Annotated in this window: 11 protein-coding genes; 3 read left to right on the forward strand and 8 right to left on the reverse strand. The window is 60.1% G+C overall.

Annotated features, from left to right (window positions below):
- Positions 1 to 29: 29 nt before the first annotated feature.
- From G7025_RS05710 to G7025_RS05720, 3 genes are read right to left on the reverse strand one after another with little or no spacing between them, the layout of a single operon-like run.
- Entirely contained in the window at positions 30 to 971 is a 942-nt protein-coding gene (locus G7025_RS05710; protein ID WP_181077284.1) for a sugar kinase, read from the reverse strand.
- A complete protein-coding gene (locus G7025_RS05715; protein ID WP_181077286.1) occupies positions 964 to 1,746 on the reverse strand; it encodes a sugar phosphate isomerase/epimerase family protein in 783 nt (260 codons plus the stop codon). Before G7025_RS05715 ends, G7025_RS05710 begins: the two co-directional genes overlap by 8 nt.
- 46 nt (positions 1,747 to 1,792) lie before the next feature.
- Positions 1,793 to 2,812, reverse strand: a complete 1,020-nt coding sequence (locus G7025_RS05720) for a LacI family DNA-binding transcriptional regulator (protein WP_181077288.1) — start codon at positions 2,810 to 2,812, stop codon at positions 1,793 to 1,795.
- Between the two features lie 261 nt (positions 2,813 to 3,073).
- Here G7025_RS05720 and G7025_RS05725 point away from each other — a divergent pair, with 261 nt between their 5' ends.
- The 3 genes from G7025_RS05725 (at position 3,074) to G7025_RS05735 (ending at position 8,992) form a co-directional block, all read left to right on the forward strand.
- A complete protein-coding gene (locus G7025_RS05725) occupies positions 3,074 to 4,321 on the forward strand; it encodes a hypothetical protein (protein ID WP_181077290.1) in 1,248 nt (415 codons plus the stop codon).
- A gap of 129 nt (positions 4,322 to 4,450) precedes the next feature.
- Positions 4,451 to 6,448: a hypothetical protein gene (locus tag G7025_RS05730; protein ID WP_181077292.1), complete on the forward strand. Its 1,998-nt coding sequence runs from the start codon at positions 4,451 to 4,453 to the stop codon at positions 6,446 to 6,448.
- A gap of 279 nt (positions 6,449 to 6,727) precedes the next feature.
- Positions 6,728 to 8,992 carry an autotransporter outer membrane beta-barrel domain-containing protein gene (locus tag G7025_RS05735; RefSeq protein WP_181077293.1) on the forward strand — a complete coding sequence of 755 codons (2,265 nt, stop codon included), beginning with the start codon at positions 6,728 to 6,730 and terminating at the stop codon, positions 8,990 to 8,992.
- 63 nt (positions 8,993 to 9,055) lie between these two features.
- Here the strand turns inward: G7025_RS05735 and G7025_RS05740 are convergent, their stop codons facing one another.
- From G7025_RS05740 to G7025_RS05760, 5 genes are all read right to left on the reverse strand, one after another.
- On the reverse strand, positions 9,056 to 9,517 hold the full coding sequence (locus G7025_RS05740; protein ID WP_181077295.1) for a hypothetical protein: 462 nt from the start codon (positions 9,515 to 9,517) through the stop codon (positions 9,056 to 9,058).
- A gap of 235 nt (positions 9,518 to 9,752) precedes the next feature.
- Complete coding sequence (locus G7025_RS05745) at positions 9,753 to 10,352, reverse strand: LysE family translocator (RefSeq protein ID WP_181077368.1); 600 nt, start codon at positions 10,350 to 10,352, stop codon at positions 9,753 to 9,755.
- Positions 10,353 to 10,405: 53 nt separating this feature from the next.
- A complete protein-coding gene (locus tag G7025_RS05750; RefSeq protein WP_181077297.1) occupies positions 10,406 to 11,245 on the reverse strand; it encodes an AraC family transcriptional regulator in 840 nt (279 codons plus the stop codon).
- Between the two features lie 71 nt (positions 11,246 to 11,316).
- Positions 11,317 to 11,958, reverse strand: a complete 642-nt coding sequence (locus G7025_RS05755) for a DUF1345 domain-containing protein (RefSeq protein WP_181077298.1) — start codon at positions 11,956 to 11,958, stop codon at positions 11,317 to 11,319.
- Positions 11,959 to 12,072: 114 nt separating this feature from the next.
- A complete protein-coding gene (locus G7025_RS05760; protein ID WP_181077299.1) occupies positions 12,073 to 15,165 on the reverse strand; it encodes an efflux RND transporter permease subunit in 3,093 nt (1,030 codons plus the stop codon).

Here is a 15,165-nt window from a genome sequence, read left to right on the forward strand (position 1 = left end):
TTGTAGTTGTGGCAACAGGTCGTTGGGGGTCAGGCGACGGATCGGCCGAGCAGGTCGGCGCGGGTGGGCAGGCCTTCCATGTCGCCGCGACTCTGCACGGCGCGGCTGCCGACCCAATTACCGCGACGCACGGCTTCGGGAAAGCTGAGTTTTTCCAGCAGGGCACTGATCATGCCCACGGCAAAGCCGTCGCCGGCGCCTACGGTGTCGACGACGTTCTCCACCGGCACGGCGGCGATAAAGCCCTGGTCCAGCTGTGTGCGGTAATAGGCCCCGTCCGCGCCGAGCTTGATCGCCACGGCTTCGGCGCCCTGGTCGAGGTAGAACGCGGCTATGTCGGCCGGATCATCGAAACCGGTGAGCAAGCGACCTTCGCCCAGGCCCGGCAAAACCCAGTCGGCCAGACCGGCGAGGGCGTTGATCTCGGCAATCATCTGCGCCTGGCTGGCCCACAGCGACGGGCGCAGGTTGGGATCGAACGACACGCTGCGCCCGGCTTGGCGCATTTGCGTCATCAGCGCGCGGGACAGCTCGCCGGTGGCTGGCGATAACGCCGGCGGAATGCCAGTGGCGTGCAGATGGCGGGCCTGCAGCAGCGCAGGGCTGATGTCGGCGACGGACAGATGGCTGGCGGCTGAGCCCTTGCGGAAATATTCCACCTGGGGATCGGCACCGGCTTCTTCGCGGGATTTGAATTGAAACCCGGTGGGGTGCAGCGGGTCGACGGCGACGTGCCGACAGTCCAGGCCTTCGTGGCTGAGGGTATCCACCACAAAGCGGCCCAGGGAATCATCGCCCACCCGGCTCAGCCAGGCCACGTTGAAGCCCAGCCGCGACAAGCCGATGGCGACGTTGCTGTCGGCCCCGGCGATGCGTTTGTGGAACTGGCGGACCTGCGCCAGATCGCCGGTCTGCTCGGCGACGAACATCGCCATGGTTTCTCCAAACGACAGCACATCGATCTCAGACATGGGTGTTCTCCGCGCCAGGTTGACCAAGCACGGCGAGGCTGGCGACCTGGCGTGCGGTGACATCGAGCAGGTCGTCGCCCTGCAGCGGGAATTCCACTGCCCGTGTAATCCCTTGAGTCATATGGGTGAGCAGTTGTTCCCACAGATGCAGGTCGGTGGCACCCGGCGGCAGCGCCACCAGTTTGCCGTCCGCGCGACGGGCCACGGCCTTGCAGTGCAGGTAGTCCACGTGGCGGCCCAGCAGGCGCGCGGCGGTGAGCGCGGACTGGTCCTGCCATTGCCAGTTGCCGATGTCGAAGGTCATTTTGATCGGCAGGCCCAGGCGTTCGACTTCGCTGAAAAAACGTTGCATGGGTTCGATACGGCCGCCGTGCAGGGTCTGGTCGTTTTCCACCAACAATTGCACCGGGTGTCGGTTGAGCAGGGCGTGCAGGCTTTGCAGGTCATTGGTGTCGGTGAAGTAGCCCAGGGAGACTTTCAGCCAGCGCGCGCCGAAGGCCTGGGCGCGGTCCAGCGTGGCGCTCAATTGGGCATTCGGCTGGGCGCGGCCGGCGACCCATAGCTCCAATGGCGATGAGAACACGGCTTCCAGGCCTTCTGCGGCCACCGCATCAGCCAGCTCGGCGGGTTGCTCAACGGTCAGCAGTTCTTCACGCCATTCGATGCGCCGGGCGCCGGCCTGTGCCAGTAATTGGACAAAACTCAACTGGCCCTGTTGGCGGACCAGATCGGCGCCGTAGCTGGAAAGGCTGATGGAAACGGGGTATTTGTGCATTGTTTTTGTACCTCTGAAACCGGTTTCATTTTTGTTCAAAAAACAGTCATTCCTGTCGGCGCGTGGTGGAGCCTCGGACGATGAGTTGGGGCAGGAAATCCAGGGTGCGGGTCGGCTCGGTGTCGCCGCGCAGGCGCTTGAGCAGACAGTCGAACGCACTGGCGCCGATGGCCTCGGTGGGTTGGGCGAGGGCGGTGATGCCATTGCCTACCAGCGGGTACCAGTCCAAGTCATCCAGGGCGATCAGGCCGACATCGCCGAACAGGTCGCACCCCAATGCCTTGAGCGCGCGGGTGCAGGCCAGCGCGGCGACGCCGTTGGCACAGAACAGCGCCTTGGGGCCGGGGGTGGAAAGAAAATTGCCCAGATGGGCTTCAAGCGCGTCGTCCAGTTCCAGCACGGCGCCGTTCAATGCCGGGCGGCGGGCGATCTCGGCCTTGAAACTGGCCAGGCGCTCCAGGCGCGAGCTGGTGCCGTCAGTGGCTTCGCTGATCAGCAGCAGCTCGCGGTAGCCCTGTTGCTCCAGATGGTGCACGGCCATGCGTACCGCTGCCGGGTTATCCAGGCCCACCAGGTCGCTGCGCAGCGGCTCGACTTTGCGGTCCACCAGCACCAGGGGCATTTCCCGTTGCAGTTCCAGCAGTTGGTCGAGGTGATGGCCGAGGGTGTTCACGATCAGGCCTTCGATGTTGTACGAGCGCAGTGCCGCCAGGTGCTGGCGCTCCTGCTCGTCGTCGCGGTCGGTGTTGCACACCACCAGGCTGTAGCCGTGCTGGCGGCAGGCGGTTTCGACGCCGTGCATCACGGCGATGGAATAGGGGTTGCGGATATCGGCCACCAGCATGCCGATCAGACGGGTGCGGCCACGTTTGAGGCCTCGCGCCATCTGGTTGGGGCGGTAGCCGAGTTGGTCGATGGCCTGCTCGATGCGCAGGGCAATGGCATCCGAGAGCAGGGCGCGGTCTTCACCGATGAAACGCGAGACGCTGGCCTTGGACACGCCGGCGTGGCGGGCAACGTCGAGCATGGTCACGCGGCTGCGCTGGGCGGCAGAAAATGAGTTCACGGTACAACCTTTCTTATTGGATTTGGCGAAGCACTGAAACCGGTTTCAGAAAACACCAGTCTGCCGCCTTCGTCAAGGAATTCCTGGTGGGGCGCACTACGGCTCGCAAGTGAAAAACGGACGAGCGGCACCTCTACCTGTTAGTTCTGACAGTATCGGACGGCATTATCAAGGTGTTCAATGACTCCCGCAGAGCCTTGAAAACGCTGATCGGTCAGCGTCGAGGCACACTCGACAGTGTTTGAGTAACGGGAGGTTTGGATGAACACTACCCATGCTGGTCAGCCGAGTGCGAACGGACCTTCCGGTCCTGGAGGCGTCCTTGTGTTGGCTGAACCGAGAGTCGTTGATGCGTTGCCGGATGGGCTGATCCCCGCGGAGTTTTATTTCAATGATTTATGCATTTTGCTCGAAACACCCTGGGCGGTTTTACCTGGCCCCGGAAGATTCCAATATGTGATTTTCGAGTGGAACGTACGCGGGGCCAGGCCGGTAGATACGCCGCCCTTCGAACTGCGAGGACTCCTGACGGATGCCGACTTTCCCATAGCCCTGACGATTCCTCGGGACTTTCTATTGAGCAGCGCCGTCATCGATCTCAGGTACAGGGTCCATAACACCCGGCCGGATAGCCCCAGTATGGATACCTCTGAGACGGTGACGATCAGAATCGACCGCGATGCGCCCGGTGCTGGCGAGTTGCTCGCCCCCGCTATTTTCCCGATCGATCCGATCACGCAGGCTTACCTGGATGCCAACCTCATGGTGCCCATGGAAATCCCCAACGGTTATCGGGGACGTGAGGTTGGTGACAAAGTGCTGATGTATTTTTCTGACATGAACTTGCTGCCAACCGGCTTGCCGACGCTGACGTCGCCCCCGCTGACCGCTGACAGCGGCCGCATTTTTGTCGATGTGCCCCGTGAAGTGTTCCGCAGGTACCCAGGGGCACGCTGGTTGTTCTGTTTTTATCGGTTACAAGACCGTGCCGGAAATGTAAACCCGGCATTTTCACTGGTGGCTCGGGTCGGTTTGCAAACCGATCTTCCCCCCATCATGTATACGCGGCCCAGCTTTCCCCAAGCCGAGGCGCATGAAAACGGGTATCTGACCTGCACCACCCAGCCGCCGATCTGGTTTGGCGTCGAGGTGTATATCCCACCCGATGCGAACATCCTTCACGGCGATTTGATCACACTGAGATTTCAAGGGTATGGCCAATACCCGGATGTCAATCCAGACCCCAATATCGTGGAAACCCTTGAGCACTATTGGGACGGGATAGCGGATGCATCTGGCTACAACTTCTGGATCCGTGATGTCGAGCGCCTGATCCGGCCCCTGAAGGAAAACGCGGGCGGAGAAGCGAGCTACCTGGTGACCAGAGCAGGTACCGACGTTGGCCGCTCAGCCTCCAGGTTTGTGCAGTTCGATCGTGTTGTGCCGGTTTCGCCGGCGCCGCCCGATCCCATCTACTGCTGGATTGACGGTAATGGCCCTGAGCCCTAGGCCGGGTTTCTCACCGCCTGAAGGTTGGGCTACATCGCTCCGATAGACGTTTTTCAAGTTAGTGCGGTGACTGAAAAGTTCTCGGCCGGAGTGAGTGTGCCTGGTTAAAAACACCAAGGAGAGACTGAAATGAGTAGAAAACATCGTTCGCCTAATGCACCCGCGCCTTTGGTTCTCAATGCACCCACAATCGTTGAAGCACTGGATGATGCAACCGGTCTTATTCCAGCGCCGGTGGCATCCGTTGGCATTAACCTGCGGTTAAGTACGGGGACAGCGTCAAGGAGCACAGATTGGATGAGCGTCGAAATTCGCGATCCCGGTGCGTTTCCACCGACGTGGAGTACCCTGGTAGCGCCCTATCAACTGACAGGCATCCCTACTCCGATTCCACCCATCATCACCAGGTCTGTTCCTGCGCCACTACCCCAGTTCAGGCATGGTTTTTACGAGCTCCGAAATACACAGTACCGTAATAGCGCTGGTGTACCGGGAACCCCCGTAGACAGCTCCAATCCTGGCGCATTTCGAGTCGATACCATTGCGCCCTATGCCGTGGAGTCATCACGTGAGCAGCCGACGGTTCCGGTTTTCGTCAATGCGCCGCCGGGTACTGTAATCAACGATGCGTTCCTGGTAGCGGAGGGTGGTCTGGAGATCGGCATTCCCCCGAACACCTATCCCGCACAGCCAGGGCAATTTGAAGCAGGGGACGTGTTTTTTGTTTACTTCAGCCCGGTCATGGACCCGCGCCCCGAATATTTGGTGAGTGATCCCAACGGGATCCCGATGCTGCCTACGGGGGGCTCGTTCTTCTTGCCCAGAGACCAGATAATTTTGAGTGGGATGTACTATCTGTTCTACACCATCCGTGATCGGGCGGGTAACGTCAGCCGCCCGTCGTTCAATGATTTTCGCACCGTTTCATTGCTTGACGATCCTGTGCCGTTGGAGGTCTTCGTTCCACTGGCACCCGCCCCGCGCGACGGCAGCACCGACGATCTGCTCGATATTGCGGATTACAGGCAAGGCATTGACGTTCATATTGAAGAGTATCTGAACCATGCAATAGGGCTGGACAAATTCGAGCTGCAATGGGAAGCCCTGCCATTTGGCCCGCAGACCCCTGAACTTACTGGGTTTGACGTTATATTCACCAATATGAACGATGCGATCAGAGCGGCGTATACAGCGACGCTGGGGCCGCAGAGTGTGACGTTGCGCTACCGTATCGACCGAAATGGTGTGTTCTTTACCTCTCCCGTGAAAACCGTGCGACTTGACTTGTCGGTGGAAGGCCCGACTCTACCAGGCACCCTCGAACCGGGTGATGTGAACCCCGCACTGCAGCTGGCCCAGGTGTATGGCGCAGTCTCCGACCAACTGAATACATTGCGTATCGAAGATGCGGGGCAACCCGTCAGGATCGTGATTCCACTCTGGACCGTTGCGGTTGCACCTCATGCGGACAACAGGTTTTTCCTGTTTTGGGGAACTGCAAAAGAGCGGGTCGGTCCTTTTCCCCTCAGCACGTTAGTGCCCGGGGATGACGCGACGTTTACCATCCCGTGGGACGTCGTGGCGCGACACAGTAATGGCATGCAGCCTGTCAGCTATGTGGTCACCGGCCCCGGTACCACGAATGAAAACCCGTCGGGTGTTACTTCTGTTAACGTGATCGATGCTGTGACGGTGATACTGCCGCCTGCTGAATTCCGGCACTTGGACGTCAACGATGAGTGGAGTTGCGTATCCTTGCAAAGCCGTGGCCCTGGGGTACCGCCAACACTGTTCGCCGAGCTTTTCATTCCAGCTGATCCACGCCTGGTAGTCGGCAATAGTGTGACGGTAACCGTGACTATTTACAGCGAGGCGTTTGGTTTTCCACCGGGACCATTCACAGATGACTTCACCTATCCAAGGTTGAGCCAGGATGATGTGGACAATGGCTTTATCGTTGAAATTCCTTACGGTGCATTCCTCAAACAGTCTGTGTTTGGACCTTGCGAGGTGACCTACAGCACGGATGTAGCCGTCGGGGTGGGTACTGGAGAGCTGGCTGAGGTGTACACCGTATTCTCCAATCCGGCGTCGTACTGCGATGAAACGGAGATTGTGAGACCTTAGACCCACAGTCAGTTGCCAGCTGCACCAAAGGGAAACATAAGCTTCCCTTTGGTGTAGCTGGCAACTGCACTCTTTCCTTACTACGCCGGGTTTTTGAATGCACGGCTGACAGCCGGGTCTTTTGGATCTTTATATTGCCTATCGCTACATCCAGCTCAGATTAATCCTACATCCATGGGTATATTCGCTCAGTAATCTCTGCGCCGCACAGGTAAGGCTCCATTCCAAGGGGAACGAGCCAAACCGTTTCAAAGGCTCCAGCCCAGAGAGTGAAAACCTATGTCCGTGTTAACCAACTTCGAGCTCAAGCCCTTGAGCAAGATAATGAAAGTTCCAACTATTACCTTCCTTATGTTTGCGGCGGTTCAATCGACTGCGCAAGCTGTTCAACTCATTGGCGAGTCAAGAACCATTGAAGCCGGTGAACTGCCAAATGACTGGCAACTGGACTTGAACGCCGAGCTGACCGTGAACGGTGCCAGGGCGCAGCATATTCGGGTCAACGATTCGGCGCTGATTGTCAATGCTGGCAGCCGCATTGACGACATCCATGCCACCCAGGGTTCGTCCGTCAGCCTGAACGGGGCTACTGTCGACTCATCCCACGCTGTGTACGGTGCGGTACGCCTGGTCGACAGCGATGCCCTTATTCGCAACAGCGACATCACCAGCCATACCACGGTAGGCCTGCAAGCGTTCCAGAGCTTCGATTCTGACAAAGGGGCGGTTGCCAAGGTATTCAATAGCACCATTCGTGGCCATATCGGCGGGGCGGTGGCAGAGGACAACAGTGAGCTGCACTTCAATCAAAATACGTTAGTAGAAGGCACTGGCGCCGACAGCTTCGGCGTGTTCGTCGAAGGGGCAACGGTCACCGCCAGCCAAAGCCGAATCATTGGCGGCAAGAACGGCGTGCTGTTCAACGATGACAACGGCAACGGTGGCGTTGGCAAATTGGTGCTGGATAATTCCAGCGTCGAGGGCCGCAGCGGTTCCGCCATCCTGGTCAATGGCGAGCATGGCTTGGCCTCGGGAGCTGAAATTGAGGTGCGCAACGGCTCCACGTTGATCGGTGGCAACGGCACGTTGCTGGAAGTCAACGGCGGTGCCACGGCAAGCATGAATGTCGACAACAGTCGTTTGAATGGAAACGTTATTGTCGAAGATGGCAGCACCGCACATTTGAACCTGCAGAACGCCGCCAGCCTGACCGGCCAAATGCAGAATGTCACCAGCCTTAACATCGGCGACCAGTCTTTTTGGGAGCTGACGGGCGATAGCCAGGTAGGCGCACTGAGCCTGGCGGGCGGTACGGTAAAGTTCGGTCACACCGACGCGTTCTATCAACTGGACCTGGACAGCCTTGACGGAAACGGCACCTTTGTCATGGGCACCGATTTCGCGCGTGGCATCACGGACTTCCTGAACATCGAGGGCGAGGCCAAAGGCAATCACAGCCTGTTGCTCGCTGCCAGCGGCGCGGAGCCGGTCAATCCCGAGGATATTCGCGTTGTGCATACCGGTGGAGGCGACGCGCAGTTTTCCCTGGTCGGTGATGTGGTTGACGTAGGTGCTTACTCCTACGGCTTGAAAAAGGACGGCACCGACTGGTTCCTTGACCCTAACAATCGCGTGATCAGCCCAGGCACTCGCTCGGTCCTGGCGTTGTTCAATACCGCACCCACTGTGTGGTACGGCGAAGCCACATCACTGCGCACGCGTATGGGGGAGTTGCGCTTCGAACCGGGTCAGGCGGGCCTTTGGATCCGTGGTTACGGCAATAAGTACAAGGTGTCCGACAGTACCGGTGTCGGCTACAGCCAGAACCAACAAGGCTTTACCCTGGGAGCCGATACTCCACTGGCCGACAGTCAGTGGCTGGTGGGCGTCATGGCCGGTCACAGTACCTCGGATTTGAACCTCAAGCGCGGTACGTCCGGCAACGTGAAGAGCTACTATCTGGGTGCCTATGCGACGTGGCTGGATGAGGAAAGCGGCCTGTATTTCGATGCAGTCGCCAAGGTCAACCGATTCCAGAACGAGTCCAAGGTAGGTTTGAGCGACGGTACCTCGTCCAGGGGTAAGTACAACAACACCGGCGGCGGTTTGTCGGCGGAGTTCGGTCGCAACATCAAGCTGGACGACGGGTTCTTTGTCGAGCCGTATGCACAGATGTCCACCGTAGTGATCCAGGGCGCCAATTACAGTCTGGACAACGGCCTGCAAGCCAAGGGCGAGCGTACCCGCTCGATCATGGCCAAAGCCGGCGCCACCGTAGGGCGCGATATCCAGCTTGACAGCGGCAGCGTCGTACAGCCTTATCTGCGGGCAGCGATGGTGCATGAATTTGCCAGCAACAATAAAGTCTCGGTGAACAACAATGTGTTCAACAACGACCTGTCGGGCTCTCGTGCTGAATTCGGCGCCGGTCTCGCGGTGAAGCTGTCGCAGAATCTGCAGCTGCATGCCGACCTCGAACACAGCAGTGGCGGCAAAGTTGAGCAGCCATGGGGCGCCAACGTAGGTGTCCGCTACTCCTGGTAATGCCTGCTACACAAAAACGCCCGTATCGAGAGATGCGGGCGTTTTTTCATGGGGCACGGCCCATCAACTGATCAGGTCGAAATCGACCTCGAGCGTATGTTTATTCCCGTGAGCATCGTTATCGGTTGTTGCATTTAATCTACCCTTGATTTTAATCTCGCCGGGGGCCAGCCCGATAATGAGCAACTCGCCCATAATGCCACTGACCGTATAGTGGTCGGTGGGGGACTCCACCGAGTACCAGACTTCGACATCTGTAAACTCCTGCTCCTCCAGCCTGATTACCTTGCCGACTTCAACGCTATCGGGCACCTGGATAAATAGTTTTTTGAGGGTAACCGAGTTATCGGCGTGCCGGGCGTTGACTTTGAAAACTTTCCGATCGTAGTCACGGGACAGAGTGGTGGTCTGGAAAGTGACAGGAATGGAGTCGATTTTTGCATCGAAAGGACCTGATGCGGTGATTCGTTTGGGACCCAATGCTTTGAGCTGCTCAGGGGTTAAAGTGTGCGCTTGTACAGTCATGATCGCTTCTCCATCGCGGTTGGTTGTGCGAGTAACAGAGGTATCAATGGCTCTGTCCGAAGCATGTAATAGCAGGGTGTGCAATCTGTAAACTGTCAGAACTAACAGTATACGCAGGCTGCGATATATGAGTGGCCAGCCCCTTTCCAAAAAGAGCATCTCTTACCAGGCATGGCAGTCTAAGCACATATTCTTAATTCGGTTTTGTACTATCTCTAATGGAGTTTTTTGCGCCTCAGACGATGAGACTCAACCATGTCGAGCTCAGCAGTAACAACGCCATCCATTGGTTGAAGCGCCTCATTGCGTGGGGCGATGTGAACGCGTGGCTCGATGCTGCGCCCAACAATGCCCAAGCACCCAGACACGGAAGCGATATCAGAAAAAAAACCAGTGACAGGTATAGCACCTGGCTCTGTTGCTTTGTGTCGTTGTTGGCAAACACACTGACCACCGCCAACGCCATCATCCAGGTCTTGGGGTTGATCAACTGCAGGCTGGCGGCGCCGATCAGGCCGAGACGCTTATCGGCTGATTGCGAAGCCAAAGCCTGGGGCGGGGCGGTGAAGATCTGCCAGGCCAGATAGCTCAACCAGGCGATGCCGGCCCACTGCATCGTCGTTTGCACAGCCGGCAGATGGACCAGTGACCCACCTACGCCCGAGCCCACCATCAACACAATGCCTGCCGCGCCTGCACACGCGCCGAGGATGATCGGCAGCGCTGCCTTGAATCCGTAGCGGGCACTGTTACTCAGCACCAGGATATTGGTGGGGCCGGGGGTAATCGAGGCAACGAAGGCGAACAGCATGAACGGTACGAGCGTGGACAGCATGGTGATCACTCCAATAAATAAATCGATGGAGTCGATTCTCACAAGCCGCCGGGTTATCTGTCTGGAAGATTTGAGCAGCGCCTGCGGTAGGCGGCGGGGGTCAGGCCATAGGCGCGCATAAACCAGCGGCCCATGTGGCTCTGGTCGGCGAAGCCCAGGGCAATCGCCACATCGGCGGGTTGTTCGCCCTTGGCCAGTAAATGCCGGGCACGGGCCAGGCGCAGTTGCACCAGGTAGGCATGGGGCGGCAGGCCGAACGCGCTTTTGAAGGCGCGGCTCAAGCGAAAGCGGTCGACGCCGCAGGCCAGCGCCAGTTCGTGCATGCCCACGTCGTGATGCAGGTGCGCATGCAGGTATTCCCGAGCCTTGTGGGCCACCTGCGGCAGACGCGGATCGTCGCCGTAGCGTGTGCGCCAGTGAAGGTGTCCGGTGAGGCGTTCGAGCAATTGGTCCATGGCGCGCTGGCGTACGATGCGCAACTCGCCGCGGTGCAGGGTCTGGAACGCTTGGCTGGTGGCGAAAGCCAGGCGTGGGTCGTCGGCCAGGGTGCTGACGAAACTCAGCTGGCTGGTGGCCGGTGCCTCTTCGAATACGGTGCTCACTTCCCGTGTCAGCCAATGCGGGTCGAGGTAGAGCATGTGATAGGTAAAACCGTCGGCGGTCGGCGCGTCGCCGTCATGCAGCTCGCCGGGTTCCACCAGGAACACCTGGCCGGGCACGCTGTCGTGGCGGGTGCGGCGGCAATTGAATTGCTGCACGCCTTGCTCGGTCACGCCGATCAGGTAGCTGTCATGCCAGTGGGGGTCGTAGGCGTGGCCTTCGAAATGCGCGCGCAGCGTTTCGATGCCGGTGTCGGTGTCCTGGGACAGGTCGATCCAATTGTGCGCGGTCATAACCCCCTCGACGGTGTGTAAAACGGTATTAGCGACCCGTGCGGCATGGGCGTCTAGAAGGTTTGTGCAGCCTAGCCGAACAGGCCGGCGGCGATGTTGATCGAGAAACCCAGGATCGCGGTGTTGAACAGAAACCCGATCAGCGATTGTCCCAACACCACCTTGCGCATACCACGGGTCGCCACGCCCACGTCGGAGGTCTGCACGGCCACGCCGATGGTGAAGGAGAAGTACAGAAAGTCCCAATAGTTGGGTGTGAGCAGGCCCTCGGCAAAGCGCAACGCCGGTTCCTTGCCGGTCCAGGTGTAATACAGGCGAGCGTAGTGCACGCTGAAAATCACCCCGATCAACAGCCACGAACCGATCACCGTCAAGCCGGTAAAACCGTAGTGCAGCAGGCGTGCCGAGGTTGCCAGGTCTTTGCTGCCCACCAGCTCGAAGGTGATGGTGGCCAGGCTCGCGATGGCGGCGATGCACACCGTGAACAGCACCAGCCCGGCATTCTCGTCTTCGACTTCGGCGATGCGCTTGACGTCCTCGGCCTTGGCCCGGCGCGTCAGCCACAGCATCAGCAGCAGGTAGGTCCAGACGCCGGCATTCCAGCCGATCAGAATTTTGCCGGTGACGGTTCCGGACGGCGCCAGGATACCCACCGCAAGGCCAAGGACGGCGGCGGCGGAGAGACGCGGATGGGTGCGGGCAAGGAAGGGCATGGCGCTCACGATTCGGGGGAATAGTGAGCAACATAGGTTGAGCAGCTGCAGGCTGCAAGCTTCAAGCGGCAAGTTGAAGCAAGGGTGCTCCGGCTGGCCGCTTGAAGCTGACAGTCAGCGACTGCGCTTGCGCACCAGCTTCATCACCACCACAAAGAACACCGGTACAAACACCACCGCCAAGGTCGCGGTGACCATCCCGCCGATTACCCCGGTACCAATCGCCTGCTGGCTCGCCGAGCTGGCCCCGGTGGCAATGGCCAGCGGCACCACGCCAAGGATGAACGCCAGCGAGGTCATGATGATCGGCCGTAACCGCAACCGCGCCGCCTTGAGGGTGGCATCGATCAGGTCTTCGCCCTGGTCATACAGGTCCTTGGCGAACTCGATGATCAGGATCGCGTTCTTCGCCGACAGGCCGATGATGGTGATCAGGCCCACCTTGAAAAACACATCGTTGGGCATACCGCGCAAGCTCACCGCCAGCACCGCGCCGAGCACGCCCAGCGGCACTACCAGCAATACCGAGGTCGGGATCGACCAGCTTTCATACAGCGCCGCCAGGCACAGGAACACGATCAGCAGCGACAGCCCCAGCAGTATCGGAGCCTGTGAGCCGGACAGGCGTTCCTGCAGCGACAGCCCGGTCCATTCCTGACCCAGGCCCGCCGGCAATTGGCTGACCAGGCGCTGGATTTCCGTCATTGCCTCGCCGGTGCTGTAGCCCGGTGCCGCCTCGCCGGAAATGGCGATGGCAGGGTAGCCGTTGTAGCGCGTCAGTTGCGCCGGGCCCTGGGTCCACTTGGCTTGTACGAAGGCCGACAGCGGCACCATCTTGCCGGATTCGTTGCGCACATGGATCTTCAGCAGGTCCTCGACCTGGCTGCGCCGGTCGCCTTCGGCCTGCACCACCACGCGCTGCATGCGGCCCTGGTTGGGGAAGTCGTTGACATAGGCCGAGCCAATCGCCGACGACAGCACATTGCCCACCTCGGCGAAGGATACGCCCAGCGCGTTGGCCTGCTTGCGGTCGACCTCCAACTGCACCTGGGGCGCCTCGGCCAGGGCGCTTTCGCGCACATTGGCCAGGATCGGGCTTTTCTCCGCCAGGGCCAGCAGTTCGGTGCGCGCCGCCATCAATGCGGCATGGCCGACGCCCCCGCGATCCTGCAGGCGGAACTCGAAACCACTGGACGTGCCCAGGCCATCCACCGGCGGCGGCAGCACCGCGTAGGCGATTGCGTCCTTGAGCTCGCTGAAGGCGCCATTGGCGCGCTCGGCAATCGAAGCGGCGGAATCGTCGCTGCCGCGCTGCGACCAATCCTTGAGCGTGGTAAACGCCAGTGCCGCGTTCTGCCCCGAACCGGAGAAACTGAAACCCATGATCATGGTGGTATCGCCCACCCCCGGCTCGCCGGCGTTATGCGCTTCGATCTGCTCGGCCACCTGCACCGTGCGGTTCTTGCTGGCCCCCGGCGGCAGTTGGATATCGGTGATGGTGTAGCCCTGGTCCTCCACCGGCAGGAACGAGGCGGGCAGGCGCACGAACAGCACGCCCATGCCCACCAGCAGCACCAGGTAGATCAGCAGATAGCGGCCGCTGCGCTTGAGCGCATAAGCCACCCAACCGGTATAGCGCTCGGTGAGGCGCTCGAAGCGCTGGTTGAACCAGCCGAAGAAGCCGCCCTTGGCATGGTGCTCGCCCATGGCGATCGGCTTGAGCAATGTGGCGCACAGCGCCGGGGTCAAGGTCAGGGCAAGAAACGCCGAGAACAGGATCGAGGTGGCCATCGACAGTGAGAACTGCTGGTAGATCACCCCCACGGACCCAGCCATGAACGCCATCGGCAGGAACACCGCCACCAGCACCAGGGTAATGCCGATGATCGCGCCGGTGATCTGGCCCATGGCCTTGCGCGTCGCTTCCTTGGGCGACAGGCCCTCGGTGACCATGATCCGTTCGACGTTCTCCACCACCACGATGGCGTCGTCCACCAGGATGCCGATGGCCAGCACCATGCCGAACATGGTCAGCACGTTGATCGAGAAGCCCAGCAGCAACATGGTGGCGAAGGTGCCCATCAACGCAATCGGCACCACCAGGGTCGGGATCAGGGTGTAGCGCACGTTCTGCAGGAACAGGAACATCACCGCGAACACCAGCGCCATGGCCTCGAGCAGGGTATACACCACCTTGGTGATCGAGACCTTGACGAACGGCGAGGTGTCGTACGGGATCTTGTATTCCACGTTCGCCGGGAAATACCGCGACAGCTCGTCCATCTTCGCCCGCACCAGGGTCGCGGTGTTCAGCGCATTGGCGCCCGGTGCCAACTGCACGCTGACGGCGGTGGAGGGTTTGCCGTTCAGGCGCGTGGAAAACTGGTATTCCTGGCTGCCGATTTCCACCCGCGCCACATCGCCGATGCGCACGGTGGAGCCGTCAGGGTTGGCCTTGAGCACGATGTCGGCGAATTCCGCCGGGGTCGACAACTGGCCTTTGACCAGGATCGCAGCGGTGATTTCCTGGGTGTTGGTGCCCGGCAAGTCGCCGATACTGCCGGCCGAGACTTGGGCGTTCTGCGCGGCGATGGCGGCGTTCACGTCGGCCGGGGTCAGGTTGAAGCCGATCAGCTTCTGCGGGTCGATCCAGATGCGCATGGCGCGCTCGGCGCCGTACAGCTGGGCCTTGCCCACCCCGTCCAGGCGCTTGAGTTCGTTCATCACGTTGCGCGCCAGGTAATCGCTGAGCGCGACGTCATCGAGCTTGCCGTCGTTGGAGGTGAGGGTCACCAGCAGCAGGAAGCCCGCAGAGACTTTTTCCACCTGCAGACCCTGTTGCGTCACGGCCTGGGGTAAGCGCGGCTCCACGGCCTTGAGGCGGTTCTGCACATCCACCTGGGCCATTTCCGGGTTGGTGCCGGGTTGGAAGGTGGCGGTGATCGTCGCCGAACCCAGGCTGCTCTGGGATTCGAAATACAACAGGTGATCGGCGCCGTTGAGTTCCTGTTCGATCAGGCTCACCACGCTCTCATCCAGGGTCTGCGCCGAGGCACCGGGGTACACCGCGTAAATTTCCACTTTCGGCGGCGCAACGTTGGGGTATTGGGCCACCGGCAATTGCGGGATGGCCAGCAGGCCGGCGAGCAGAATGAACAGGGCCACCACCCAGGCGAAGACCGGGCGGTCGATGAAAAACTGCGGCAT

The sequence above is a fragment of the Pseudomonas lurida genome (genome assembly GCF_013522705.1).
Classification (GTDB): Bacteria; Pseudomonadota; Gammaproteobacteria; order Pseudomonadales; family Pseudomonadaceae; genus Aquipseudomonas; species Aquipseudomonas quebecensis.